The sequence below is a fragment of the Pseudacidovorax sp. genome, from assembly GCF_017991995.1.
In the GTDB taxonomy this organism is placed as follows: Bacteria; Pseudomonadota; Gammaproteobacteria; order Burkholderiales; family Burkholderiaceae_C; genus Xenophilus.
Genome location: NZ_JAGOPN010000001.1, coordinates 423247 through 447820, shown reverse-complemented (window position 1 = coordinate 447820; position 24574 = coordinate 423247). Strand labels below are relative to the sequence as shown.

Sequence of the window (24574 nt, the reverse complement as noted above, 5' to 3'; positions counted from 1 at the left end):
AGAATCAATCGAGCGTGATGTTCAGGTCACGGATCAGCTTGTGCCAGCGCGCGTTCTCGCCCTTGAGCAGTTCGGCGAACTGCGCGGGCGTGTTGCCGACCGGCTCGACACCGAAATCGATCAGCTTCTTGTGCACATCGGGCGCGTTGATGGCGGCCACCACCTGCTTGTTGAGGGCGTTCACCGTCTCGGCTGGCGTGGCGGCCGGCACGACCAGGCCCACCAGCGCGGCGGCCTCGACGTTCTTGAAGCCCAGCTCGGCGAAGGTCGGCACATCGGGCAGCTGCGGCAGGCGCGTGGCATTGGCCACGGCCAGGGGCCGCACCTTGCCGCCCTTGATGAAGCCCGCACCGGCCGCCAGGTCGACCATCATGGCCGGCACCTGGCCGCCCGCCACGTCGGCCAGGGCCGGGGCGGCGCCGCGGTAGGGCGCATGGGTCATCTTGAGGCCGGCCTCGGTCTTGAGCAGCTCCATCGCCAGGTGGTGCGGGCTGCCCGCGCCGGCCGAGGCGTAGTTGATGCCCTGCGGATTGGCCTTGACCTGGGCGATGAATTCCTTGGCGTCCTTGGCGGTGACGCTGGGGCTGACCACCAGGATCATCGGGAAGCGGCCCATCAGCGTGACGGGCGCCAGGTCCTTGCCGGGGTTGTAGCTCAGGCTCTTGTAGAGCACCGGGTTGAACACCAGCGTGCCGTTGTCGGCCGAAAGCAGGGTGTAGCCGTCCGGCTGCGAGCGCACCACGTCGGCGGCGGCGATGGCGGTGTTGCCACCCGGCTTGTTCTCGACCAGCACCGGCTGGCCCGTCTGCGCGGACAGCTGCTGGCCGATGGTGCGGGCCAGGAAGTCCGAGCCGCCACCCGCCGGGTAGGGCACCAGCCAGCGCATCTGCTTGGACGGGTAGGCGGCCTGTTGTGCCTGGGCCGAGGCGACGGGCGCCAGCAACGGCAGCGCCATCAGGCAGGAAGCCAGAAGCTTCTTCATTGGAAAAGTCTCCAGATCTTGACGCCCGACAAGGCGTCTTCGGGTTTTTGATAGGCGTAATTTTGATACGCATTGCGTAATCTCACGGATCGGGTTAACCCGATTCCCTTGCGCACCATGCCCCGCCGACCTCCACCCTTGCCCGATTCCCCTGTTTCCGAAGCCGATGGCGCCACCGCCGGATCGGCCGAGCCTGAAGCCCCCGCGCGTGCCCGCGAACGCCGTCAGCGCGTGCAGTCCGCCGAAACCGGCATGGCCGTGCTCAAGGGCCTCGCGCGCCTGGGCGGGCGGGCCAGCCTGACGGCCCTGGCCGCCCACGTGGGCGAAAGCCCCGCCAAGGTCCACCGCTACCTGGCCAGCCTGGTCGAAGAGGAACTGGTGACGCAGGACAGCGGCTCGCAGCACTACTTCCTGGGGGCGGCGGCCATCCAGATCGGCGTGGCCGCCATGCGCCAGGCCGACCCGCTCCGGCTGGCCGAGCCCGCACTGGTGCACCTGCGCGAGTCGCTCGAAGTGACCTGCTTCCTGGCGGTGATGGGCAACAAAGGGCCGACCATCGTCCGCTTCGAGGAGCCCGGCCTGCCGATCACGGTGAACGTGCGCGTCGGCTCGGTGCTGCCGATGCTGTGGTCGGCCACGGGCCGCGCCTTCCTGGGGTGGCTGGGCGACGAGGCGCGCGTGCGTGCGTTGGCCGAGGCGGAACTGGCGCAGGCCGATGGGCGGCATCGGGCCTCGCTCGCGGACGAACGGCCCATCGCGCAGCTGTGCGAGTCCGTGCGGGCCGCCGGCTGCGCCTGGGTGCGCGACACCAACCTGCCGGGCATCAGCGCCATCGCGGCGCCCCTGTTCGACCATGCCGGTCGGGTGCGGGCGGTGATCACGGCGCTGGGCGCCACGGGCGGGTTCGATCCCGACCCCGAGGGGCCGGTGGGCCTGGCCTTGCGCGAGGCCGCGTCTGCCGCCAGCCGGCATCTGGGCCATGGGGTCCATGGCGGCGGCGCCTGAGTGCCGCCCGGCATGCGGCCCTTGCGCCGCATGTCGATGTCACGCCTGTCCTTGGGTGACCCTTACGCGGACTTGGCGAAGAACACCACGTCCGGCAGGTTCTTGAAGTGGGCATCGCAGGTCAGCAACTCCGCGCCCACGCGCCGGGCTGTGGCGTACACGATCGCGTCGGCCGTGGCCAGCCGGTATTCGCGGTGCAGGTCCGCCGCAAGCAGGGCAATGGCGGTGTCCAGGGGGACGACCACGCATTTCTGGGTGTAGGCCATCACCTGGTTGACCTCTTCCTCGCCGACTTCCCGCATCATCCATTTCGACAGTTCGAGCTGGACGATGGTGGGGACGATGCACTGCGCCTTCTTCGGAAATTGCTGGCCGACTCTCTTGCCCAATGCGCTGCCATCGAGCCATTCGATCCAGGCCGACGTATCGACCACGCGCTGCGCCGCCATCAGTAGCGGTCCTCGCGGTCACGGTAATCGTCTTTGCGCGCGCCCTTGGCAATGCCGGCCAATTGCTCCAACTCCGGTACGGGCATCACGAGCACGCCCTTGCCCTTGGGGATGAACACGAACTCCTGCCCGGCCTTCCACTGCTGTTCGTCCCGCACGGCCTTGGGAATGGAAATCTGGAACTTGCTGGACAACGTGGCGGTGGCGGCCATTTTCCTACTCTCCTGGTATCGATAATGAAAAGGTAAGAATATAGCGCCCTGGCTCAATGGCGCCAGACCCGGCCGGCGGGGCCGCCCCATCGGCTCCGGTGACAAAAGGGATCGGCACAACCTGTTTGGATCGGACGCCAGGCGGCGGCGCGGCCGGCATGGCTGTCCAAGGCTCGGGCGGTGGCGCGACGGCGCCGCCGCCGCTGCGGCGATGCGGTCCGGAGCCCGCAGCGCCTACCTCATGCCGTGCTGGTCGTGCGGCTGCGCGCGCCGAGGTCGCGGCGAGGGTCGAATCCGGCCGTCGCCCTGGCGAGCTGCTCGTAGGCCGCGCGCGCCGCCGCGCTGTCGGCCGGCGCGACGGCGATCGAAAGCACCAGGTACAGGTCGCCACCCAGCCCGCGGCCCTTCAGCCGCAGCTTCATGCCCGCACGCGCCGCAGCCGGCACCTTCACCTGCCCGGTGCCGCCGCCCGGCAGCGGCACCTCCACCTCGGCACCCAGCGCGGCCTCGGCGGGCGTCACGGGCAGATCCATGACCAGGTCGCGCCCCTCGACGCGGTAGAGCGGGTGCGGCGCGATCCGCACCTCGAGGTACAGGTCACCGGCCGGCTCGCCGCCGATGCCCGGCATGCCCTGGCCCGCCAGGCGGATCTGCTGCCCGGGCCGCACACCGCGTGGCACGCGAACCTGCAGCGTCCGGGTCACCGGCCGGGGCCGCCCGCCGGCGTCGAGCTCCACCGCCTGCAACTGGATCTCGCGCTCGCCGCCGGCCAGGGCGAATTCCAGCGGGACCTCGATGGCGGCATGGCGGTCCTCGCCCGTTGCGGCGCGGGTGCGCCGCGCGGCACCGCCACCCGTGGGCCCGGTAGCGCCGGCGCCGAACAGGTCGGAAAAGAAGGCGCCGAGGTCCGGCGCCTCGGCACCGGCGCCCGGGCCGCCGCTGCGGAAGAAGCTGGAGCCGTCTTCCCAGCCCGGCGGCGGCGCAAAGCCGTCGCCGTGCCCCATGGTCGCGCCGCGGCGCAGGCGCTCGGCCATCGCGTCGTATTCGGCGCGCCTGGCGGGATCGCCGAGCACCTCGTGGGCCTCGTTGATCTCGCGCATGCGCGTCTGCGCGTCGGCTTCCTTGCTGACGTCGGGGTGGTACTTGCGCGCAAGGCGGCGGTAGGCCTTGCGGATCTCGTCGGCGGTGGCGTCGGGCGCCACGCCCAGTGTGTCGTAGTGGTTCTTCGAAGCGTCCATGGCGTTGCGTGTCCCAGGTTGGTGGATGCGCAAGGCCCTGGCCGTGCCGGGCCTTGCGTCGCCGGACGCCCAAGGCGTGCCGCCCGGACGGCGCGGCGCTGTGGGGGCGCGCCACGTCGCGGGTCCTGCACGCGTTGCGCGCCAGGCGATGCTGACCCACAGGTGCAGTCCTGGCCCGATATTTGCAAGGGGGCGGCGACGCTCAGTCGAAGACGACCCGGTTGCGCCCCCGCGCCTTGGCGGCATACAGGCGTTCGTCGGCCGTCCTCAGCACCGCCTCCAGGTCGTCGTCCGGACCCCGCCACTGGGCAACGCCGAGCGACAGGGTGGCGGCCTGCCCCCCGGGCGCAGCCGACTCGGCCGCGCGGCGCCGCAGCGACTCGGCGATGGCCACCGCCTCGGGCAGGGCGGTGTGGGGCAGCAGCAGGGCGAACTCCTCGCCTCCGATGCGGCAGGCCAGGTCCTCGGGCCGCAGGCCTTCCGCCATGAGAGCCGCCAGCTGGCGCAGATGGGCGTCGCCCACGTTGTGGCCGAAGCGGTCGTTGACCTGTTTGAAGAAATCGATGTCGAGCAGCACCACGCAGAACGGGGTCTCGCCCTCGGCCAGCACGGCCAGGCTGAAATCGAACTGCCGGCGGTTGCCCAGGCCGGTCAGCGGATCGGTGGCCGCGTCCTTCTGCAGCCGGCGCAGGTTGCCGTCGAACACGCCCAGGCCGCGCAGCATGGCCTTCTTGAGCTGTGCCGCCTCGAAGTACCACGACGAGATCGAGCGCAGCCGCGCGTCGGACTCGCCGGGCTGGTGACTGGCAGCGGTGGCCGCCAGGGCGTGGAGCGGGCTGGCGATCTTCAAGGCAAAGGCCCAGACCAGCAGGAGCGCCACCGCGGCCAGCGGCAGTGTCCACTCCATCACCTGCCGCATCAGCGCGCCGATGGGGGCGAGCGTAGCCGACAGGGGCCGTTGCACGACGATGCCCCAGCCCGTGGTGGGCACGATGGAATAGCCCGCCACCATCTCGATGCCCCGCGAGTTGACGAGCACCTCGCTGCCCGAGACGCCCTGGGCGATGCGGTCGGCCGCCACGTTCACGCCCATGAATGCGCCGACGCGCTGCGCCTCGGGGTGGTACAGGATGCGGCGCTGGCGGTCGACCACGTAGAGGTAGGAACCATCGTGGTAGTAGTGCGTGCCCAGCAGCTTGTTCAGCGCGCTCTCCTGCCGCAGGTAGATCGCGCCCAGGATCACGCCCTTGCGCGCGCCGTCGGTGGCCACGATGGGCTGCGAGACCAGCACGAGCATGTTGCCGCTGGGCGCGAGGTAGGGCGCGCTGACCCGCGGCCCCTCCGCCGCAAGGGCCTGGGTGGCCTGCGGCGTATGCAGCATCGAGCCACGCAGGTTGAGCTGTGAGGGCGAATCTGCCAGCACCCGGCCCGCGCTGTCGGCGATGGCGACCGAATTGAGGCTGTCCGTCTGCAGGTGCAGGCGCCGGGCTTCGGCATCCACGCGCTCGGCGTCATGCAACGCCGGGGCCACCTGGCTGGCGGCGTAGGCCATCTGCTGCAGCACGCCCTTGAAGTAGTCGTCGGTGCTGCTGGCAAGCTTGTTCGCATAGGCCAGGTTGGATTCGAGCGACTGCGCGATCAATTGCTGGCGCTGCACCTTGTAGCTGGCGTAGAAGGTGGCCAGCAGCGACACCACGGCGCTGGACGTGGTCAGCGCAATGATCAAGTGCCTCAGGTTGACCACCAGGGGCCAACGGCGGCGGACGGATTTCATGAAGGCTGGTATCAACCGCCTGTGGCGTCAGAAAAAGTCAACTCATCGTTAATGTAGGCGTAATGACCAGTGCGCCGCGCACAACAGGCGCCGCTGCCATGTGTCAGGCGACAGCGGCGATGCTGCCGTCGGCGGCCCGCAACGCGCGCACGCCCCAGCGGCCATCTGCGGCGCGCTCGAAACGCAGTGGCTGCGCGTTGCCCAGCACCGCCGCATCCACGGGCACGTTCAGCAGCGCCGCCAGCACGTACAGGGTGCCGCCGTGGGCCACGACGAGCACGGGCGCCGGCTCCTGCAGGGCGGCGTCCAGGGCGGCACGCTTGCGGTCGACGAACTGGGCCAGCGTCTCGCCGCCTTCGGGGGCGCATGCCCAGTCGATGTCCACCGACGAGGTGCCCACGAGGCAGCCGAAGTGACGCTCGCGCAGCACCTCGCGCGCCACCGGGGTGAGCTTGAGCGGCGCCGCCACGGTGTGGGCCGTATCGAAGGCCCGCCGCGCGTCGCTGCAGACGATGCTGCGGATGGGCTCGTTCGCCAGCACGGCGGCGGCCAGCGCGGCCTGCTGCAGGCCCAGATCCGACAGCGGCTCGTCGTAGGACTGGAAGATCCGCAGCGCATTGCGCGGCGTCTGGCCGTGGCGAAGGAAATAGAAGTGGTCGACGGCCGGGTCCAGGGGCACGGCCGAGGCCAGCTGGATCAATTGCGCCAGGCCCTTGGCATGCTGGGTGAGTTGGGGTGCGGGATGGGTCATGGAACAGATCGGAGGTAGCGGCGCGGGTGCAGACGCTCGGTCGGGCGCGTTCAGAACTTGGGGATGCGCAGCGTCTTGCTGATCATCAATGTGCCCGACAAGGCGTACAGCAATGTGAAGGCATGCAGCGTCCACGGCCCGATCTCCCAGCTGCCGCCCCACAGCGCGCCGCCCAGGCGGTCCTGCGCTGCGGCCCAGGCCAGCAGCCCCACCAGCACCACGCTGGTGGGAATGGGCGTGCCTTCGAAGTAGCGCACCTTGTCGCCGCCTTCGGACAGCGTTTCGGCCGTGACGTTGTAGCGGGCCAGTCGGCTCACGCCGCAGCACACGAAGTACAGCAGCACCACCGCGTCCCAGCCGCCGCGCAGGCCGGCCGCGAAGCCCAGGGCAGCGGGCGCCACGCCGAAGGAGATCACGTCTGCCAACGAATCCAGCTCGCGCCCCAGCGCGGAATGGGTCTGCCGCCAGCGCGCGATGCGGCCGTCGAAGATGTCGAGCACGAACGCCGCCGGGGCTAGCACGGCGGCCGCATAGAAATGCCGCACATCGCCGCTGGCGACATAGGCCATGGCCAGCAGCACCAGGCCCATGCCGCAGGCGGCGTTGCCCAGGGTGAAGAAGTCGGCCAGATGGAAGCCGCGGATCATCGAGAAATGCCGACGACGAGCGGAAGCGTCGACGGGAGAGGCGTGGGTGGACATGGCGCGTTCACTCCTGGAAAGGGCTGAAAGACCGCATCACCCTAGCCGGCGACGGCGGCGGCCGATGTAGTCTGCCGTCCGGTTCCGGCCGCGGCGAGCCGCGCAAAGCGGCCCAGCAGGCTGGCGGCCTCCGGCGTGGGCCGCACCTGTGACGCCACCGCAGCGGGGTCGTCAAGATGGGGCGCCTGCGCCTGGACGTAGCCCTGCATCGCCTCGGCATCGAACTCCGGGTGGAACTGCACGCCCCAGGCACAGCGGCCGATGCGGAAGGCCTGGTGCGGCTCGTGCGCGTTGGACGCCAGCGGCACGGCGCCGGGCGGAAGCTGCAAGGCACTCTGTCGATGGATGACCTGGACGGGGAACTGCTCCGGCAGGCCGTTGAACAGGGCATCGTCCTGCGCAGCGGACGCCAGCCGCAGCGGCACGGTGCCGATCTCCAGCCCGCCCGGGTGGAAGTCCACCTCGCCGCCCATCGCATGCGCCAGCAGTTGGTGGCCGTAGCAGATGCCCAGCACGGGCACCTCGGCCTTCACGCAACGCGCCAGCCAGGCGGCCGTGCGCTCGCTCCAAGGCGCGCGGTGCGAGACCATTTCATGAGAACCGGTAATGACGACGCCGCGCAGCGTGCCCGGCTCCGGCAGGAGGCCGCCATCACGCGGATCGCAGACCTGGATCTCGCCCTCATCGACGCCGAGGCCACGGGCGATCCAGTCGTCGAAATCGCCCCGCCTGGCGCGCAGCGCGTCGAGCGTGCTGCCGGTCTTGACGATGAGCAGCGGCCGGGAATCGGCCGAGAGCGGGGAGGGGGAGGATGCAGGGGAGGAGAGGGCGGCACCAGCGGGAGTCATCCGCCGATCATGCCGCAGTGCGGCGGCATCCGGTGCCGGATGGCCCGGCGTCGCGCCGAGCCATGGGTGGGCCACTCAGCGCAGGCCGAAGAAGGAGAGCACGGCAGCGATGACGACGACCAGACCGACGATGTAGATGATGGTGTTCACGGAGGAGCTCCTCGAATTGCGATGGAATGCAGTGTGGGCCGGTCGGACGGCCGTCCGCCGTCGGACGGCCCAGGGGCCCGGTGTAGGAAGCCCGTCCGCGTTGTGAGGGAATTCGGCCCATCGGCCGGCCGCAATCGAGGCGTCAAAAGGGGGCAGCACGGCTTTCGGCCACGGGGCCCGCAGCCTGCACCAGGTGCGCCGCCACGCGCTCGACGGCCTCGTCGCGCGCGGACGAGACCACGGCCCGGCGTGCATCGGTCGGCCGCCACTCCGGATGCGCCCGCGCCACGCGCGTGGCCTGGACGGCGGCGCGCAGGGCATCGGACCGCTCGGGTGACACGGCGGCGGTTGCGGTGTCGACGGCCGCCGTGCCCACCGCGCCATGCCCGCGCGCCTCGAGCGCCCGCACCAGGGCCAACTGGCGCTCTGCCAGCACGTACAGCACGGTGTCCTCCACGGTCAGTGCCTGCTGCCCGCGCAGGCGTCCGGCCAGGCGGCGGCCCAGCGGGCCGAGCCCCTGGGCCAGCGCACCGCCCAGGGTGCCGCCCAGCAGGGCGCCGGCCCCCAGCGACAGCCCGCCCACCGCCAGATCGGCCGCGGCGCCCAGCACCGCGCCGACCGCCGCGCCCTGGCCCAGGCGCAGCCCCGCCTGACGCAGCAGCTCGGGGTTGAACAGGTCCATCCCTTCGAGGCCTTCCAGCTGCGGCAGCGGCGGCTCCGCCGCGTCGCCGGACCGGAAGCCATACAGCCTGAGCAACGCCGCGGTGTTGCCGCGCACCTCGTCCTGCAAGGTGGCGCGCAGGGCCTCCACCTCGGCGGCGCGGCGCTGCGGATCGGCCAACTGCGCCGTCGGCACCACCCGCTGCAATGCGGCGCAGGACACCAAGGTGCCCGCGACGGAATGGCAGGCGCCGGCATGCCGGGCGGCGGCTTCGGCCAGGAGGTGCGCGGCCACGGCACGCAGCGCCTCGCGGCGTGCAGGCAGCAAGGTGCCCAGGTCGTGGTACAGGTCACGCTCGGCACCGGTGAAGGGCGCGGCGGCGTCGAATCGCACCACGGCATGCAGGCCGGCGTCGGACAGCATGGCGCGCCACTGCGGCTCCCGGCTGGCGCCATGGGCGATGAAGTTGAGGATCGGCAGCACGGGCCGGGCACAGGCGCCCAGCAGTTCGACCTCGTCGCGGTACTTGGGCAGCACCGGCTCGCGCGTGTCGATCACCAGGAAGGCGGCATCGGCATCGAGCAGCAGGCGCAGCACCTTGGCCTCCTGCTCGAAGGCGGCCTGCGCCTCGGGGCCCTGCAGGAAGGCCCGGATGCGGGCGGGCCGGCTATCGCCGGGCAACTGCGACACGTGGGCCAGCAGAGTGACGGCGTCCTCCAGGCCCGGCGTGTCGTGGAAGCGCACGACCGGCGTGCCGTCGATGCGCAGGTCCACCTGCTCCACGCGGCGGGTGGTGCCGGGCCGGTCGGAGACCTCGCCGAAGTCGACCCGCCGCGTCAGGGTGCGCAGCAGCGAGGTCTTGCCGACATTGGTGTGGCCCACCACGGCGATGCGCAGCGTCGGCGCGTCAGGGCCAGCGCCTGCGGCGCGGTCCAGGGTGGTCGACGGGGGTGTGGACGGGGTCATCGGGGCGCCTCCGGCGTCGCCGCTCCGGGGGCCAAGTCCGCCAGGGCGGACTGCCAGCGCGGATGGCAGGCGACGAGTGCATCCAGGCCGGTGTCATGCAGCCACCGCGGCCAACGGGCGCGCTGCGCCTCGTCGGCCTGGTCGGCATCGACCAGCCACAGGTGCAGCGAAGCGGCCAGGGGCAGCAGCTCGCGCAGCAGGCGCTCGGTGCCGCGGTCGGGGCTCGCCGTGGCCTGGCAGGCCACCACCAGCCGCCGCGGTCGCCAGGCCGCCACCTGTTGCACGGCGGCGGCGCGGGCCGCGGCGCTGCCATCGCAGGCCCATGCCCTTACGTCGTGCGGCAGGTCGGCCGGCGGCCAGGGCTGCTCGGGTGGGAGTTCGAAGGCCAGCAGCACCGGGGCGCCCGGCGCATCGTGGGCGCGCCGGGGAAGGGCCGCGCCATGTCCGGCCACCAGCTCGGCGTCGACCACCCGGGCGGGTGCCAGGGCATCCAGCCGCGCCTGCAACTGCCGGTAGTAGGGCAGGGTGAAGTCGGGCTGCAACCGACGGCGCCGTGCCTGCCACAGGGCGGTGCACCACAGGGCGCACAGCAGCCGCGGCACCAGACCATAGACGAGCACGCAGCCGACCAGCCACCAGGCCAGCACCGCCTGGCCCGCCGCATCGGGCGGGGCGGCGGGATCGCCCGCGGCACGAATCAGCGTGGCATCCGGCACCGGAAAACCCAGGAGGCCGGGCAGCCATGCCATTGCATCGATGGCCCGGGCAAAGCCGGCGGGATCGAGCAGCGTCGTCTCCCAGCCCAGCGTGTAGCGGCGGAAGGCCAGGGCGGACAGCAGCGCCGCGATGGCGACGCCGAAGCCGATGGCCCACAGCAGGTGGCTGGCCAGGCCCAGCAGCCAGGGCAGCAGCCGCGCCCGCTCCAGCAACTGGACGCCGGCCTGCAGCAGCGCAGCGCCCTCGCGTCCGCGGCCCAGGGCCGTGCGCGCGGTGAGGGCCAGCCACAGCCGGCCAGCCAGGGCGCCGCCCCGGCCCTGGCCCGGCACCAGCAGCGCCACGAGCCAGGCCAGCAGCGACAGGCCGTGCAGGCCCAGCAGGCCCGCCAGCGAGGCGATGACGTTGATGCGGCGCTCCTGCGCATCCACCACCGCGCCCGCCAGCCCCAGGCCGGCCGCCACCATGAGGGCGGCGACGCCTAGCAGCACCAGGGGTGCCAGGTCGCGGGCGCGGGCCAGCCGGCCGGGCAGGCCCAGGCGCTCGGCCAGCAGGCGAGCCCGCTGCACCAGTGGCCAGGGCGCGGGTTCGGGCGCATGGGCAAGCTGGCGCAGCACCGACTGGTCTTCCAGCGGACCATCGGACTCGATGCGCCGGATCGCCTCGGTCGTCAGCGCATCGGCGAAGGACAGGGGGACAGGCGGGAGGCTCAAGAGGGAAAGCGCGGCAGCAGCCGGCAGCTCGGCGAGGGGCGGGACATGGGCCGCATTGTCCCCGGCGACGGGCGTCTGACGGTCGGCTGACCGTTCATTTGCCTGCCCCCCGGCCCGCTGATAGCCTCGCCCGCCATGCGAATCCTGCTGGTCGAAGACGATGCCGTGCTCAGTGGCGTGATGTGCCGCAGCCTGGGCGACACGGGCCACGCGGTGGCCCTGGCCGCCACGGTCGAGGAGGCCGATGCGCAGTGGTCCAACGGCGGCTTCGACGCCGTGCTGCTCGACCTGAACCTGCCCGAGAACACCCGCCCCGACAGCGGCCTGGGCAGTGGCCTGCTGGCCCTGCGCCGCGCCCGGGCCCGCGGCGACCGCACGCCCGTCATGGTGCTCACGGCCCGCAACCGCACCGACGAGCGTGTCATCGGCCTGGATTCCGGGGCCGACGACTACCTGGGCAAGCCCTTCGATCCTGGCGAGCTCGAAGCGCGGCTGCGCGCGCTGGTGCGCCGTGCCGAAGGCGCGAAGGATGTGGTGGCCGTGGGGCGCCTGCAACTGGACCGCCGTGCCCGGCGCTTTCGCATCGACGGCGAGCCGCTGGACCTGCCGGCGCGCGAATTCGGCCTGCTCTGGGCCCTGATGAGCCCACCCGGCCAGGTGTTGGCCAAGCGCGAACTGGCCCGCAAGCTGGCCGAGGAGGCGGACGGCCCGCTCAGCGACAACGCGCTGGAGGCCTTCGTCTCCCGCCTGCGCAAGCGGCTGGTGGACAGTGGCGTCGGCGTGCGCACCCTGCGCGGCATCGGCTACCGGCTGGAAGCCGACACCGCCTGAGCGGCACCGGCGCCTGTGGCGCATCCATGAAAAAAGCGGCCCCACGAGGCCGCTTTCGTCTTGATGGGGCCGAGGAAGCCCCGTCCGCCGATCAGCGCTTGCTGTCGTCCTTGATCTGCGGCAGCTCCGTGCCCTCGGGCTTGGCCAGCAGGCCGGCCTGCACGTAGGTGGCCAGCTTGGCGCGCGTGTCGACGATGTCGAGGTTGCGCATGGTCAGCTGGCCGATGCGGTCTGCGGGGGAGAAGGGCGCGTCTTCCACCTTCTCCATCGACAGGCGCTCGGGCGCGTAGGTCAGGTTGGGCGACTCGGTGTTCAGGATCGAATAGTCGTTGCCGCGGCGCAGCTCCAGCGTCACCTCGCCGGTGATGGCGCGGGCCACCCAGCGCTGGGCGGTCTCGCGCAGCATGATGGCCTGGGGGTCGAACCAGCGGCCCTGGTAGAGCAGGCGGCCCAGCTTGAGGCCGTTGACGCGGTACTGCTCGATGGTGTCCTCGTTGTGGATGCCGGTCACCAGCCGCTCGTAGGCGATGTGCAGCAGCGCCATGCCGGGGGCCTCGTAGATGCCGCGGCTCTTGGCCTCGATGATGCGGTTCTCGATCTGGTCGCTCATGCCCAGGCCGTGGCGGCCGCCGATGCGGTTGGCCTCTTCCATCAGGGCGACCAGGTCGTCGTAGGTCTTGCCGTTGAGGGCGACCGGGCGGCCTTCCTCGAAGCGCACGCGCACCTCTTCGGCCTTGACCTCGACCTCCGGCTTCCAGAAGGCCACGCCCATGATCGGGTTGACGATGCGGATGCCGCTGGAGAGCAGTTCCAGGTCCTTGGCCTCATGCGTGGCGCCGAGCATGTTCGAGTCGGTGCTGTAGGCCTTCTCGACCGACATCTTGTAGTCGAAGCCGTTGGCGATGAGGAACTCGCTCATCTCCTTGCGGCCGCCCAGCTCGTCGATGAAGGTCTGGTCCAGCCAGGGCTTGTAGATCTTCAGGCCCGGGTTGGTCAGCAGGCCGTAGCGGTAGAAGCGCTCGATGTCGTTGCCCTTGAAGGTCGAGCCGTCGCCCCAGATGTTGACGTCGTCTTCCTTCATCGCGGCCACCAGCATGGTGCCGGTCACGGCGCGGCCCAGCGGCGTGGTGTTGAAGTAGGTGACGCCGCCGGTGGAGATGTGGAAGGCGTTGGCCTGCAGGGCGGCGATGCCCTCGGCCACCAGTTGCTGGCGGCAGTCCACCAGGCGGGCCTTCTCGGCGCCGTAGGCCAGCGCCTTGCGCGGAATCTCGTCGTAGTCGGGCTCGTCGGGCTGGCCCAGGTTGGCGGTGTACGCATAGGGCTGGGCGCCCTTCTTCTTCATCCACAGCAGGGCGGCGCTGGTGTCCAGGCCGCCGGAGAAGGCGATGCCGACCTTCTGGCCGGTGGGGAGGGATTGCAGGATGGTGCTCATGTGCGTCGGAAGGAAGCGTCGTCGTATCGGTTGCGGCGCGGGCCGCGAACCCGCGATTGGACCATAGGGCGGCGCCCGCAGCGTCAGCGCGGCAGCACGAGCCGGCAGCTGTCGCCGCCGGCCTCGCGCCACACGCGCACGGCCGACACGGGCAGCTGCCGCTCGCGCAGCGCGGTGGCGATGTAGGCGCAGAGGTTCTCCAGCGTGGGCGTGCCCAGGCCGGGGACTTCGTCGAGGAGATGGTGGTCCAGCGTCTGGCGCACCGTCTCGATCTCGGCACGCAGCACGGCCAGGTCGATCACCATGCCGGTGGCGGCCTCGCGCAGGCCCTGCACGCTCACCTCCGCGTGGTAGGTGTGGCCATGCACGCGCAGGCTGCTGGCGGTGTCGTGCACCCGCCGCAGCGTGTGGGCGGCGTCGAAGAAGAAGCGCTGCGACAGCTCGAATTCGAACTCCATGGCCGTGCTCACCGGATGCCGATCACTTTGTGCGTCTGCGTGCTCAGGCGCCATTGCGGGCGCTGCAGGCAGACGTCGATGCACTCGCGGGTGTGGGCGGCGCGCTGCGGATCGTCCAGCGGCTGCAGGTAGCGCCGGCCGAAGTCCAGCGCCTCCATATCGGCCAGGTCGATGCCGGCCTGCGGCCACACCAGCTTGAGTTCGTCCCCATGGCGCTGCACCAGCGGGTTGCCGGCCTTGGGGCTGACGCAGATCCAGTCGATGCCCTCAGGCGCGGGCAGGGTGCCGTTGGTTTCGATGGCGATGGCGAAGCCGCGCGCATGCAGGGCGGCGACGAGGGCGGCGTCCACCTGCAGCAGCGGCTCGCCGCCGGTCAGCACGACGAAGCGGTGGTCGTGGGCCGGCGCGGGCCAGCAGGCGGCGACCTGATCGGCCAGAAGCTCGGCTGTCGCGAACTTGCCGCCGAGCGTGCCGTCGGTGCCGACGAAGTCGGTGTCGCAGAAACGGCATTGGGCGCTGGCACGGTCCTCCTCGCGGCCGGACCACAGGTTGCAGCCCGCGAAGCGGCAGAAGACGGCCGGGCGCCCGGCCTGGGCGCCCTCGCCCTGGAGGGTGTAGAAGATTTCCTTGACGGCGTAGGCCATGGCGCGGCGCAGCGAAAAAACCCGCGATTGTCGCAGGCGAGCCGCGCTGGGCGGTCGGCCCCGGCCGGCCGCACCTCAGCGCGCCGCGGCTTCTGCCGTCGCTTCGGCCTCGTCGCCGAAGTCCTCGCCCAGGAAGCCGCCGCTCTGGTGCGCCCACAGGCGGGCATACAGCCCGCCGCGCGCCAGCAGCTCGCGGTGCGAGCCTTCTTCCACCACACGGCCGGCATCGAGCACGATCAGCCGGTCCATGGCCGCGATGGTCGACAGGCGGTGGGCGATGGCGATCACCGTCTTGCCTTCCATCAGCCGGTTCAGGCTCTGCTGGATGGCCGCCTCCACCTCGGAATCGAGGGCGCTGGTGGCCTCGTCCAGCAGCAGGATGGGCGCGTTCTTGAGCATCACCCGCGCGATGGCGATGCGCTGGCGCTGCCCGCCGCTGAGCTTGACGCCGCGCTCGCCCACATGCGCCGCCAGGCCGTGGCGGCCCTGTGGGTCGGTGAGCGTGTCGACGAAATTGGAGGCCTCGGCCCGCTCGGCGGCGGCGCGCACCTCGGCTTCGGTGGCGTCGGGCCGGCCGTAGGCGATGTTGTCGAACAGCGAGCGGTGCAGCAGGCTGGTGTCCTGCGTGACCATGCCGATGTGCGCACGCAGCGAATCCTGCGTCACGTGGGCGATGTCCTGACCGTCGATCAGCACGCGGCCGCCTTCCAGGTCATGGAAGCGCAGCAGCAGGTTCACCAGCGTGGACTTGCCCGCGCCGGAGCGGCCGACCAGGCCGATCTTCTCGCCCGGCCGCACGGTGAGGTTCAGCCCGTCGATCACCGTGCGGCCCTGCACGGCGGGCGCCGTGGCACCGGGCAGCAGGGGCGGGCGGTAGCTGAACTTCACGTCCTCGAAGCGCACCTCGCCGCGCTCGACCACGAGGGGCCTCGCATCGGCCGCATCCACCACGGTGCGCTGCCGGCTCAGGGTGTTGATGCCGTCCTGCACGGTGCCGACGGCCTCGAACAGGCTGGTGGTCTCCCACATGATCCAGTGCGACATGCCCTGCAGCCGCAGGGCCATGGCGGTGGCGGCGGCCACCGCGCCCACGCCCACCTCACCACGGCTCCACATCCACAGGCCCACGCCGGCCATGCCGCCCACCAGCAGCATCGACAGGGCGTGGTTGACGATCTCGAAGGCGCTCACCAGCCGCATCTGCGTGTAGCCGGTCTTGACAAAGTCCTGCATGGCGGCGCGGGCGAACTGCGCCTCACGCCGGGTGTGGGAGAAGAGCTTGACGGTCGCGATGTTGGTGTAGGCGTCGGTGATGCGCCCGACCATGGCCGAGCGCGCATCCGCCTGCGCCTTGCCGATGCGTCCCAGCCGCGGCACGAAGTACGCCATGGCCAGCAGGTACAGCACCAGCCAGACGACGAAGGGCCAGATCAGCCCGCCCGCGAACACCCCGGCCAGCACCACGATGGTGGCGACGTAGGTGGCCATGGTCACCAGCACGTCGGCCATCACGAACAGCGTGTCGCGCACGGCCAGCGCGGTCTGCATCACCTTGGTGGTGATGCGGCCGGCGAACTCGTCCTGGTAGAAGGACATGCTCTGGCCCAGCATCAGCCGGTGGAAGTTCCAGCGCAGCCGCATCGGCAGGTTGATGGCCAGCACCTGGTGCTTGACGATGGTCTGCAGCGCCACCACCAGCACGCTGGCTGCGAGGGCAACGGCCAGCCAGGTGAGGGCGCCGCCGCGCTCGGCCCACAGCTGTGCGGGTGAGATGCCCGACAGCCAGTCCACCAGCCGGCCGAGCATGCCGAAGAGCAGCGCCTCGAAGGCCGACATGATGGCCGTGAGGAAGGCTAGCGCCGCCACCTTGCCGCGCACGCCGTCGGTGGTGAACCAGAGGAAGGCGAAGAAGCCCTTGGGCGGCAGCGAAGGCTCGTTGGGCGGATAGGGCTGGAGCAGTTTTTCGAAGAAGCGGAAGAGCAAGCGCGGTGTCTCCTGAACGAGGCCCGGCACTGTACCGGCGGTGCAGCGACGGCACGACGAGCAGGGCTTTGCGGAAGAGGGCAGCGGCGTCGGCCGGCGATGGCCGGCCGCGGACAAAAAGAAGGGGCGCCCCTGCAGGGCGCCCCTTGTGTGCCGGCGATCGTCCGCGGGGAATGGCGTCAGGATCGGCAGGCCTGCTGGCTTCGCGGCGGGCATCCCCTTCGCAATGCACGGAAGACTGCGCCTGTGTCGCCGATCCCGTTTCCCGCGAGGTGCTCGACCTGGCACGACTGCAAGTTGCGCCGGGCGCCGGGGCAGGCCTGTAGGACGTGTGCGCTTCAGCGGCGGCGCTGTCGGCGGTCCGCGTGTCGGCCATGGCGGCGGCGCGGAACCCGCATCGCCCGAGATCGTTCAGCCAGCCGGCCCGAGCGCGACGGCCAGGAAGTCGATGAAGCTGCGCAGCGCCGGCGCCATGTACTGCCGGCTCGCATACACGGCGAACAGCGTCGTGGCCGGCGTGCGCCATTCGGGCAGCAGCTCCACCAGCCGTCCCTCGGCCAGGTCCTCATCCACCAACCACGCCGGCAGGTAGGCGACGCCCAGGCCGGCATGCACCGCATGGCGGGTGAGGTGGGTGTCGTCCGAGCGCATCACGGGCGTGAGCCGAAGCATGGCCTGACGCCCGTCCGCCGCACGCAGCACTCGGCCTTCGAGTTGCACGTAGCTGGGCACGATGGCGCCCAGGCCTGCCAGGTCCTCGGGCTTTGCAGGCGTGCCGCGGGCCGCCAGGTAGGCGGGTGCGGCCACGATGTGGAAGTCCACCGTGCACAAGGGCCGCGCGATTAGGGCGGCGGCCGGCTCCTGCGTGGCCCGCAGCGCCAGGTCGAATCCGTCCGCGACCAGGTCCACCCGCCGGTTGGCCAGGTGCAGGTCCACGAGCACCTCGGGGCACTGCACGTGGTAGTCCGCCAGCAGCCGGGCCATGCGCGGGGTGGCGAACCACACCGGCGCGCTCACCTTCAGGCGACCACGCGGCGTGGCGTCGGCATCGGCCACCAACGCGGCCTCGGCGCTGTCGAGCAGGTCGAGGGCGCGGCTGCTCTGCTCGTACCAGCTGCGGCCCGCGTCGGTCAGGCTCAGGTGCCGGCTGGAGCGGTGCAGCAGCCGCGCGCCCAGGCTGCGTTCCAGCTGGGCGATGTGCCGGCTGGCCATGGGCGCGGAGAGGCCCATGGCCTCGGCCGCGCGGGCGAAGCTGCCCGATTCCACGACCTCCCGGAACAGGCGCAGGCTGGTGAGGCGGTCCATGTCTTGATTGCGTGGATTGAAACTGAACCTTGATTGTGCGGCCATCGATTGCGGCCCGCGAAAGATCTAAAGTCCATCCCAACACGATTCAGGAGCCCTTCGCCATGAGCACGATCAACAGCCCGCGCCTGCCCACTTACTTCATCTCCCACGGGGGCGGCCCCTGGCCCTGGATGAAGGCGGAGATGGGCGACACCTATGCCCGCCTGGAGGCTGCACTGGCCGACATGCCGCGGCAGATCGGCCGCAAGCCGCGCGCGATCCTGATGGTCTCCGCCCACTGGGAGCGCCCGCGCTTCACGGTGCAGGCCAATCCGCATCCGTCCATGGTCTACGACTACGGCGGCTTTCCGGCCCACACCTACCAGGTGCGCTACGACGCCCCCGGCGACCCGGCGCTGGCCCAGCGCGTGCAGACGCTGATCGAGGCGGCCGGCCTGCCGTCGGGCATCGATGCCGAACGCGGCTACGACCACGGCATGTTCTCGCCGATGAAGGCCATCTACCCGGACGCGGACGTGCCGGTGATCCAGCTCTCGCTGCGCCAGGGCCTGGACCCGGCCGAGCACCTGGCGCTGGGCCGCGCGCTGGCGCCGCTGCGCGACGAGGACGTGGTCATCGTCGGCAGCGGGCTGAGCTACCACAATCTGCGCGCCTTCGGCCCCCAGGCGCAGGCCCCGTCGCGCGCCTTCGACGACTGGCTGGGCCAGACGCTGGCCCAGGACCCGGCCGCCCGCGCCCAGGGCTTGATCGGCTGGGAAACGGCGCCCGCCGCCCGCATCGCGCATCCGCGCGAGGAACACCTGATCCCGCTGATGGTGGCCGTCGGCGCCGCCGAGCAGGAGGCGGCGCACCGCGTGTACTACGAGAACGGCTTCATGGGCGGCCTGACCGTCTCCAGCTACCGCTTCGGCGACGCCCCCGGCGCGCATTGAGCAAGAGCTCCTCTCCCCGACCCTCTCCCACGAGGGGAGAGGGAGCAACGCGCCGGCGCGACATCGGCACCGCCGCTATGCTCCCGCGCCGATGACCACCGACACCGACCTCCTGGCCTTCGCCGAGCGCCATCCGCGCCTGTTCGTGCTGACCGGCGCAGGCGTCAGCACCGAGTCCGGCATCCCGGACTACCGGGATGCGCAGGGCAACTGGAAGCGGCCGCCGCCGGTCACCTTCCAGGCCTTCATGGGCGAGGAGGCCACGCGCAAGCGCTATTGGGCGCGCAGCATGATCGGCTGGCGAACCATGGGTCATGCGCAGCCGGGGCCGGCGCACCATGCCCTGGCCGCGCTGGAGTCGCAGGGCCGTGTCGCCAAGCTGTTGACCCAGAACGTCGACGGCTTGCATCAGGCGGCCGGCAGCCGCAACGTCATCGACCTGCATGGCCGCATCGACACCGTGCGCTGCATGGCCTGCGAGCACCGCCTGCCGCGCGCCGACTTCCAGGCCGAGTTGCTGCGCCTCAACCCCGGCTGGGCCGCGCTGGACGCCCGGGCCGCGCCGGACGGCGATGCCGACTTGGAGCTGCGCGACTTCTCGGGCTTCGACATCCCGACCTGTCCCGTCTGCGGCGGGCTGCTCAAGCCCGACGTGGTGTTCTTCGGCGAAAGCGTGCCGCGCCCCCGCGTCGATGCGGCGTACTCGGCGCTGGAGGCGGCCGACGGCGTGCTGGTCGTCGGCTCCTCGCTGATGGTGTATTCGGGCTTTCGCTTCGTGCAGCGTGCGGCGGAGCACGCCTTGCCGGTGGCGGCGCTCAACCTCGGCCTGACGCGGGCGGACGGCCTGCTGTCGCTGAAGGTCGAGGCGCCAATCGGGCCAACGCTGGAGCGCCTGGCCGGGCTGCTGGTGCCGCCGGACGTTCGCGCGGCCTGAGGGCGCGGATTCGCGGGCGCTCCGTACAGGGCGTGCGCCCGGGCGACGTCCGTCCAGACCTGCAGCGACGCATGGTCGGCAACGACCGGCGCGCTTCCATGCGCCGGCGCAAGCTTCGCAACAGCCAAGGGTGCTAAAAGACGCCCCAACCGCGCGGCCACGCCAGCCGCCCGGGCAGGAGACAACACGCCATGCCCAACGCCATGTTTCGCCCCAAGCCGGCGGCCGGTGCCGGATTGCCGCTGGCCGCGCCCGACGCCATCCTGGCCTCGCACGCCCGCAGCGCCGACTTCGGCCTGCGCAGCCACGAACGCGCCGACCTGCCGCCGCTGGCCGCCGCCGATCTGGCCGAGGCCATGGGCCGCAACGCGCTGCTCTTCGACCACGCCCGGCCGGTGATGGAGACGCTCTACGCCCAGATCGCCGGCACCCAGAGCCTGGTGCTGCTCACCGACGCCGACGGCGTGATCCTGCATGCGCTGGGCGACGACGACTTCCTGGGCCGGGCCGACCGCGTGGCGCTCAAACCGGGCGCGGCCTGGTCCGAGCGCTGCCGCGGCACCAATGCCATCGGCACGGCGCTGGCCCTGCAGCAGGCGGTGCAGATCAACGGCAGCCAGCATTACCTGCAGGCGAACCACTTCCTCACCTGCTCCTGCGCGCCCATCCTCGATCCCCGCGGGCAGGTGCTGGGCGCGCTGGACGTCAGCGGCGACGAGCGCACCCGCAGCGCCCACACGCTGGCGCTGGTGCGCATGTCCTCGCAAATGGTCGAGAACCACCTGTTCGACCAGGTCTACGAAGACGCGCTGCGCCTGCGCTTCCATGCCCGGCCGGAGTTCCTGGGCACGCTCATGGAAGGCCTGGCCGCGTTCACGCCGGATGGCCGCTTCCTGGCGGCCAACCGCAGCGCGCAGTTCCAGCTGGGTCTGTCGACGGCGGCGCTGGAGGCCCACACCTTCGGCTCGCTTTTCGGCCTGCCCGTGTCCCAGGCGCTGGCGCAGGCCCGGCAGGGCCCGGCCGCGCTGATGCGCCTGCACCTGCCCGGGGGCGTGGCGGTGTCGGCGCGGGTGGAATGGCAGCCCCGGACCGCCAGCCTGGTCATGCCGCGCGAAACGGCCCCGGCCACGCCGGAGGCCGAGCGGGCCCGCGAATCCGGCGGCCCGCGCTTCTCGGGCCTGCGCTACCTGGACACGGGCGATGCCCAGCTGGCGCAGGTGCTGGCCCGCGTGGGCAAGGTGCTCGGGCAGGACGTGCCGGTGCTCATCCTGGGCGAGACCGGCACCGGCAAGGAATGGCTGGCCCGCGCCATCCACCACGATTCGCCAAGGCGCAACGGGCCCTTCGTGGCCGTCAACTGCGCCGCCATCCCCGAGACGCTGATCGAGTCCGAGCTGTTCGGCTACGAAGAAGGCGCCTTCACCGGCGCGCGGCGCAAGGGCAATCCGGGCCGCATCCTCCAGGCGAACGGCGGAACGCTCTTCCTCGACGAGATCGGCGACATGCCGCTCGCGATGCAGGCCCGGCTGCTGCGCGTGCTGCAGGAGCGCAGCGTGGCGCCCCTGGGCAGCGGCCGGCAGGTGGCGGTGGACGTGGCCGTGGTCTGCGCCACCCACCGCAACCTGCGCACCATGATGGCCGAGGGGCGCTTTCGCGACGACCTCTACTGGCGGCTCAATGGCCTCGTCACCCGCCTGCCGCCGCTGCGCGAGCGCAGCGACCTGGCCGTGGTGGTGCAGCGGCTTCTGCAGACCCAGCAGTCCGAGGCCGGCCTGGCCGACGCGCCGCCGCTGGCGCCGCAGACCCTGGCGTTGCTGCGGCGCCATGCCTGGCCAGGCAACCTGCGCCAACTGGCGAGCGTGTTGCGCACGGCGTCGCTGATGGCACGCGGCGAGGCGCAGATCCTGCCGGAGCATCTGCCCGAGGACTTCATGGACGACCTGCAGGCCCATGCGGCCGATGCAGCGGGTGGTTCCGTTGCGTCGCCCAACCATCCCGCGCCGTCCACGGCCACGCTGGAGGCGCTCGAACGGGCGGCGCTGGAGCACGCCATGGCCACCCACGGTGGCAACGTGTCGGCCGTGGCCCGGGCGCTGGGCCTGTCGCGCAACGCCGTCTACCGGCGGCTGCGGCGGCAGGGCTGAGCGATCACCGGCGCGCCGGGAAGGGCTCGCTTAGGCCGGCCTTAAGCCAGCCCGTCGGCCGGGAACGCGCTGTGGCGCGTTGGAGTCCCATCCACGCAAGGCCCATGCTGGGCCGAGGAAGGACGACCGAACCATGACACCCCAAGAACTGTCCATGCTCGAAGACCTGCTGCAGCGGCTGGCCGCAGTGCACGGCGTGCAGAAGGACCCCCAGGCCGATGCGCTGATCCGCGAACGCCTGGCCGGCCAGCCCGATGCGCTGTACCTGCTGACCCAGCGCACGCTGCTGCTGGAACATGCGCTGCAGGACGCCCAGCGCCAACTGGCGCAACGCGCCGCCGCGCCGGCCGACCCGGGCGGCGCCGCCTTCCTGCAGCGCGGTCTGGAGCCCGGCTTCGGGCGCGAGACGGCCGATCCGGATGCCTACAACCCGGGCCGGCCTGCCTACCGCGGCGCGCCCTCGGGCTATGCCCCCGGTGCGCCGGCCGTTGCACCCGCTGCGGCACCCGGATGGCGCGAACGCCTCTTCGGCGCCGCGCCCGCGGCAGCGCCGGCCCCAAGCAGCGGCCCGAGCTTCCTGGGCCAGGCCGCCAGCGCCGCGGCCGGGGTGGCGGGCGGCATGTTCCTGTTCAATGGCATCGAGCACCTGCTCGGTGGCCGCAGCGGCGCAGGCGGCGGTGGCTTCCTGGGCCTGGGCGGCGGCAATGTCGGTACGCCCGAGGTGATCGAGAACGTCACCCAGAACTTCTACGAGGATGGCAGCGGCGGCGGTGGAGATACGCGGCAACTGGCCGATGACGCCGGCGGCGACTGGTCGGGCTTCGACGGCGGTTCCTTCGACGACGACCAGATCGTCTGAGCGATGCTGTCGACCGCGCGTTGATCGCGGCGGCACTATCGGTGCCCAGGCCGCGGCGAAGCGGACGCGAGAAGCGCTCCAGGTTCAGGCCTGGGGTGCTTCTCGCATCGCGGCCATCAGCAGGCGGGCTGCGCCCTCGGGGTCGTCCGCGCCCACGAAGGCCCGCACCACCGCGATGCTGCCCACGCCGCTGGCCAGCGCCTGCGGCAGCCGATCGGCGTCGATGCCGCCGATGGCGACCAGCGGATAGCCGCGCACCAGCCGCGCGTAGTCATGCAGGCGCGCCAGGCCCTGTGGTGCGGTCGCCATCTTCTTGAGCGTCGTCGGGAACACCGCGCCGAGAGCCAGGTAGCTGGGGCTGACGGCATCGGCCCGCACCATCTCGGCATAGCCGTGGGTGCTGACGCCCAGGCGCAGACCGGAGGCGCGCAGTTCCTGGACCTCGTCCGCCGTCAGCGCGTCCAGGTCTTCCTGGCCCAGGTGCACGCCGTAGGCGCCGGCCGCGATGGCCTGCCGCCAGTGGTCGTTGATGAAGAGCAGGGCGTCGGTGCCCTGGACGGCGGCGATGGCGGCGTCGATCTCGCGGGCGACGGCCGCTGCGTCGTCGGACTTGAAGCGCAGCTGCACCGTCGGGATGCCGGCCCGCGCCGCGCGGCCGACCCATTCGGCGTCGGGCAGCACGGCGTACAGGCCCAGCGCCACAGGGCAGGGCGCGAAGGCATCGCCGCGGGACTGGGGCGGAAAGTCGCGCAGCCCGAAGTCGGCAGGATTGTCCGGCCAGGCATTGGCGTCGAAGCGGCCCTGGCGCTTGGTCATCGCCTGCCAGGCGCGGCCCAGGCATTCGGCATCCACCTCGATGAAGCCCAGCGCCGCGCAGGCCGCCTTGGCACCGCGGTAGACCGGGTCTTCGTCATGGAAGGGACCGGCTTGCACCGGCGGATGCCCGTCGAAGCGTTTGCGGTGGGCGGCCAGGATGGCGGTCTCGATCTGGTGGGCGTTCATGGATGGCTCCGTGTTCTTGTGGGCGGCGGCGCCCAGCAGTGCACCGCCGAGCAAGGCTCAGCCACCGTTCTGGGCGTGGTGCCAGAAGGGCGTGCCCAGGACGGGCGTGCTGGGCTGGGCCGCGTCCTGCGCGCTCATGGCGCCAGCCCGGAAGGCGGCACGCCCCGCGGCCACCGCGTCGGCAAAGGCGCCGGCCATGGCCACCGGGTCCTGCGCCAGGGCGACGGCGGTGTTCAGCAGCACGCCGTCGTAGCCCCACTCCAGCACCTGGCAGGCATGCGAGGGCAGGCCCAGGCCGGCGTCGACCAGCATGGGCACCGTCAGCCGCTCGCGCAGCACCTGCATGGCGTAGGGGTTGACCGGCCCGCGGCCGGTGCCGATGGGCGCGGCCCAGGGCATCACGGCCTGGCAGCCGACATCGACCAGGCGCTGGCACAGCACCAGGTCCTCGGTGCAGTAGGGCAGCACCTGGAAGCCGTCCTTGATCAGCCGATCCGCCGCGCCCACCAGTTGCAGCGTGTCGGGCTGCAGGGTGTAGTCGTCGCCGATCAGCTCCAGCTTGATCCAGGGCGTGTCGAACAGCTCGCGCGCCATGTGGGCGGTGGCGATGGTCTCCTGCACGCTGTGGCAGCCGGCGGTGTTGGGCAGCACCGGCACGTCCAGGCGGCGCAGCAGTTCCCAGAAGCCGTTGTCGGCCTTGGCACCGCCGGGCGCCGCGCTCTGGCGGCGCAGCGAGGCGGTGAGCATGGCCGGCCGGGCGCGCTGCACGGCGGCCTCGAGCACGTCGGGCGAGGGATAGCGGGCGGTGCCCAGCAACAGCCGGCTCTGGAAGCGCTGGCCGTAGAGCACCAGCGCGTCGGCGGGTTCGGAGATGGTCATGAGC

General features: G+C 71.6%; 23 protein-coding genes. 6 read left to right on the top strand and 17 right to left on the bottom strand.

What is annotated here, in order from left to right; all coding sequences use genetic code 11:
• Positions 1-4 precede the first annotated feature (4 nt).
• Positions 5-982, bottom strand: coding sequence for a tripartite tricarboxylate transporter substrate binding protein (locus KBC94_RS02085; RefSeq protein ID WP_294365788.1), 978 nt, complete (start codon positions 980-982; stop codon positions 5-7).
• 138 nt (positions 983-1120) lie between these two features.
• On the opposite strand from KBC94_RS02085, the gene KBC94_RS02080 reads away from it, so the two are divergent.
• Complete coding sequence (locus KBC94_RS02080) at positions 1121-1987, top strand: IclR family transcriptional regulator (protein ID WP_294365787.1); 867 nt, start codon at positions 1121-1123, stop codon at positions 1985-1987.
• Positions 1988-2049: 62 nt separating this feature from the next.
• Here the strand turns inward: KBC94_RS02080 and KBC94_RS02075 are convergent, their stop codons facing one another.
• The 9 genes from KBC94_RS02075 to KBC94_RS02035 form a co-directional block, all read right to left on the bottom strand.
• Positions 2050-2436, bottom strand: coding sequence for a type II toxin-antitoxin system VapC family toxin (locus KBC94_RS02075; RefSeq protein WP_294365786.1), 387 nt, complete (start codon positions 2434-2436; stop codon positions 2050-2052).
• Positions 2436-2648, bottom strand: coding sequence for an AbrB/MazE/SpoVT family DNA-binding domain-containing protein (locus KBC94_RS02070; protein ID WP_294365784.1), 213 nt, complete (start codon positions 2646-2648; stop codon positions 2436-2438). The genes KBC94_RS02075 and KBC94_RS02070 overlap by 1 nt, the downstream gene beginning before the upstream one ends.
• A 239-nt stretch (positions 2649-2887) precedes the next feature.
• The gene (locus KBC94_RS02065) at positions 2888-3886 is read right to left on the bottom strand and encodes a DnaJ C-terminal domain-containing protein (RefSeq protein WP_294365782.1); all 999 of its coding nucleotides are present in this window, start codon (positions 3884-3886) and stop codon (positions 2888-2890) included.
• A gap of 202 nt (positions 3887-4088) precedes the next feature.
• Entirely contained in the window at positions 4089-5660 is a 1572-nt protein-coding gene (locus tag KBC94_RS02060) for a diguanylate cyclase (protein WP_294365781.1), read from the bottom strand.
• A 103-nt stretch (positions 5661-5763) separates the two neighbouring features.
• Entirely contained in the window at positions 5764-6411 is a 648-nt protein-coding gene (locus tag KBC94_RS02055; protein WP_294365779.1) for a histidine phosphatase family protein, read from the bottom strand.
• Positions 6412-6461: 50 nt separating this feature from the next.
• Positions 6462-7112, bottom strand: a complete 651-nt coding sequence (locus KBC94_RS02050; protein WP_294365776.1) for a CDP-alcohol phosphatidyltransferase family protein — start codon at positions 7110-7112, stop codon at positions 6462-6464.
• A 41-nt stretch (positions 7113-7153) separates the two neighbouring features.
• Positions 7154-7960, bottom strand: coding sequence for a glutamine amidotransferase (locus KBC94_RS02045; RefSeq protein WP_294365773.1), 807 nt, complete (start codon positions 7958-7960; stop codon positions 7154-7156).
• Positions 7961-8252: 292 nt separating this feature from the next.
• Entirely contained in the window at positions 8253-9737 is a 1485-nt protein-coding gene (locus KBC94_RS02040) for a GTPase/DUF3482 domain-containing protein (protein WP_294365771.1), read from the bottom strand.
• Complete coding sequence (locus tag KBC94_RS02035) at positions 9734-11164, bottom strand: DUF2868 domain-containing protein (protein ID WP_294365769.1); 1431 nt, start codon at positions 11162-11164, stop codon at positions 9734-9736. Before KBC94_RS02035 ends, KBC94_RS02040 begins: the two co-directional genes overlap by 4 nt.
• Positions 11165-11299: 135 nt before the next feature.
• Here KBC94_RS02035 and KBC94_RS02030 point away from each other — a divergent pair, with 135 nt between their 5' ends.
• Positions 11300-11995, top strand: coding sequence for a response regulator transcription factor (locus KBC94_RS02030; protein ID WP_017760790.1), 696 nt, complete (start codon positions 11300-11302; stop codon positions 11993-11995).
• 91 nt (positions 11996-12086) lie between these two features.
• Here the strand turns inward: KBC94_RS02030 and argG are convergent, their stop codons facing one another.
• From argG to KBC94_RS02005, 5 genes are all read right to left on the bottom strand, one after another.
• The gene (gene argG, locus KBC94_RS02025; protein WP_294365763.1) at positions 12087-13427 is read right to left on the bottom strand and encodes an argininosuccinate synthase; all 1341 of its coding nucleotides are present in this window, start codon (positions 13425-13427) and stop codon (positions 12087-12089) included.
• 83 nt (positions 13428-13510) lie between these two features.
• The gene (locus KBC94_RS02020) at positions 13511-13885 is read right to left on the bottom strand and encodes a 6-carboxytetrahydropterin synthase (RefSeq protein WP_294365761.1); all 375 of its coding nucleotides are present in this window, start codon (positions 13883-13885) and stop codon (positions 13511-13513) included.
• Between the two features lie 8 nt (positions 13886-13893).
• Positions 13894-14529 (bottom strand): 7-carboxy-7-deazaguanine synthase, encoded by a 636-nt coding sequence (gene queE, locus KBC94_RS02015; protein ID WP_294365759.1) that lies wholly within the window; start codon positions 14527-14529, stop codon positions 13894-13896.
• Between the two features lie 75 nt (positions 14530-14604).
• Entirely contained in the window at positions 14605-16512 is a 1908-nt protein-coding gene (locus KBC94_RS02010) for an ABC transporter ATP-binding protein (RefSeq protein ID WP_294365758.1), read from the bottom strand.
• Positions 16513-16923: 411 nt separating this feature from the next.
• Entirely contained in the window at positions 16924-17817 is an 894-nt protein-coding gene (locus KBC94_RS02005) for a LysR family transcriptional regulator (RefSeq protein WP_294365757.1), read from the bottom strand.
• A 104-nt stretch (positions 17818-17921) separates the two neighbouring features.
• On the opposite strand from KBC94_RS02005, the gene KBC94_RS02000 reads away from it, so the two are divergent.
• The 4 genes from KBC94_RS02000 (at position 17922) to KBC94_RS01985 (ending at position 22689) form a co-directional block, all read left to right on the top strand.
• Positions 17922-18752 carry a class III extradiol ring-cleavage dioxygenase gene (locus KBC94_RS02000; RefSeq protein WP_294365756.1) on the top strand — a complete coding sequence of 277 codons (831 nt, stop codon included), beginning with the start codon at positions 17922-17924 and terminating at the stop codon, positions 18750-18752.
• Positions 18753-18843: 91 nt separating this feature from the next.
• A complete protein-coding gene (locus KBC94_RS01995; RefSeq protein WP_294365755.1) occupies positions 18844-19686 on the top strand; it encodes an NAD-dependent protein deacetylase in 843 nt (280 codons plus the stop codon).
• Between the two features lie 191 nt (positions 19687-19877).
• Positions 19878-21830, top strand: a complete 1953-nt coding sequence (locus KBC94_RS01990) for a sigma-54-dependent Fis family transcriptional regulator (protein ID WP_294365754.1) — start codon at positions 19878-19880, stop codon at positions 21828-21830.
• 133 nt (positions 21831-21963) lie between these two features.
• Positions 21964-22689, top strand: a complete 726-nt coding sequence (locus KBC94_RS01985) for a DUF2076 family protein (RefSeq protein WP_294365752.1) — start codon at positions 21964-21966, stop codon at positions 22687-22689.
• Between the two features lie 84 nt (positions 22690-22773).
• On the opposite strand, the gene KBC94_RS01980 is transcribed toward KBC94_RS01985, so the two are convergent.
• Together KBC94_RS01980 and KBC94_RS01975 are read right to left on the bottom strand one after the other, a co-directional pair.
• Positions 22774-23691 carry a thiamine phosphate synthase gene (locus KBC94_RS01980; protein WP_294365750.1) on the bottom strand — a complete coding sequence of 306 codons (918 nt, stop codon included), beginning with the start codon at positions 23689-23691 and terminating at the stop codon, positions 22774-22776.
• Between the two features lie 57 nt (positions 23692-23748).
• Positions 23749-24570: a thiazole synthase gene (locus KBC94_RS01975; RefSeq protein WP_294365747.1), complete on the bottom strand. Its 822-nt coding sequence runs from the start codon at positions 24568-24570 to the stop codon at positions 23749-23751.
• Positions 24571-24574 lie beyond the last annotated feature (4 nt).

Bases quoted from the DNA above. Each gene is read 5' to 3' on its own strand.
- KBC94_RS02085 (WP_294365788.1), bottom strand. From the start codon at position 982: ATGAAGAAGCTTCTGGCTTCCTGCCTGATGGCGCTGCCGTTGCTGGCG.
- KBC94_RS02075 (WP_294365786.1), bottom strand. From the start codon at position 2,436: ATGGCGGCGCAGCGCGTGGTCGATACGTCGGCCTGGATCGAATGGCTC.
- KBC94_RS02070 (WP_294365784.1), bottom strand. From the start codon at position 2,648: ATGGCCGCCACCGCCACGTTGTCCAGCAAGTTCCAGATTTCCATTCCC.
- KBC94_RS02065 (WP_294365782.1), bottom strand. From the start codon at position 3,886: ATGGACGCTTCGAAGAACCACTACGACACACTGGGCGTGGCGCCCGAC.
- KBC94_RS02060 (WP_294365781.1), bottom strand. From the start codon at position 5,660: ATGAAATCCGTCCGCCGCCGTTGGCCCCTGGTGGTCAACCTGAGGCAC.
- KBC94_RS02055 (WP_294365779.1), bottom strand. From the start codon at position 6,411: ATGACCCATCCCGCACCCCAACTCACCCAGCATGCCAAGGGCCTGGCG.
- KBC94_RS02050 (WP_294365776.1), bottom strand. From the start codon at position 7,112: ATGTCCACCCACGCCTCTCCCGTCGACGCTTCCGCTCGTCGTCGGCAT.
- KBC94_RS02045 (WP_294365773.1), bottom strand. From the start codon at position 7,960: ATGACTCCCGCTGGTGCCGCCCTCTCCTCCCCTGCATCCTCCCCCTCC.
- KBC94_RS02040 (WP_294365771.1), bottom strand. From the start codon at position 9,737: ATGACCCCGTCCACACCCCCGTCGACCACCCTGGACCGCGCCGCAGGC.
- KBC94_RS02030 (WP_017760790.1), top strand. From the start codon at position 11,300: ATGCGAATCCTGCTGGTCGAAGACGATGCCGTGCTCAGTGGCGTGATG.
- argG (WP_294365763.1), bottom strand. From the start codon at position 13,427: ATGAGCACCATCCTGCAATCCCTCCCCACCGGCCAGAAGGTCGGCATC.
- KBC94_RS02020 (WP_294365761.1), bottom strand. From the start codon at position 13,885: ATGGAGTTCGAATTCGAGCTGTCGCAGCGCTTCTTCTTCGACGCCGCC.
- queE (WP_294365759.1), bottom strand. From the start codon at position 14,529: ATGGCCTACGCCGTCAAGGAAATCTTCTACACCCTCCAGGGCGAGGGC.
- KBC94_RS02005 (WP_294365757.1), bottom strand. From the start codon at position 17,817: ATGGACCGCCTCACCAGCCTGCGCCTGTTCCGGGAGGTCGTGGAATCG.
- KBC94_RS02000 (WP_294365756.1), top strand. From the start codon at position 17,922: ATGAGCACGATCAACAGCCCGCGCCTGCCCACTTACTTCATCTCCCAC.
- KBC94_RS01995 (WP_294365755.1), top strand. From the start codon at position 18,844: ATGACCACCGACACCGACCTCCTGGCCTTCGCCGAGCGCCATCCGCGC.
- KBC94_RS01990 (WP_294365754.1), top strand. From the start codon at position 19,878: ATGCCCAACGCCATGTTTCGCCCCAAGCCGGCGGCCGGTGCCGGATTG.
- KBC94_RS01985 (WP_294365752.1), top strand. From the start codon at position 21,964: ATGACACCCCAAGAACTGTCCATGCTCGAAGACCTGCTGCAGCGGCTG.
- KBC94_RS01980 (WP_294365750.1), bottom strand. From the start codon at position 23,691: ATGAACGCCCACCAGATCGAGACCGCCATCCTGGCCGCCCACCGCAAA.
- KBC94_RS01975 (WP_294365747.1), bottom strand. From the start codon at position 24,570: ATGACCATCTCCGAACCCGCCGACGCGCTGGTGCTCTACGGCCAGCGC.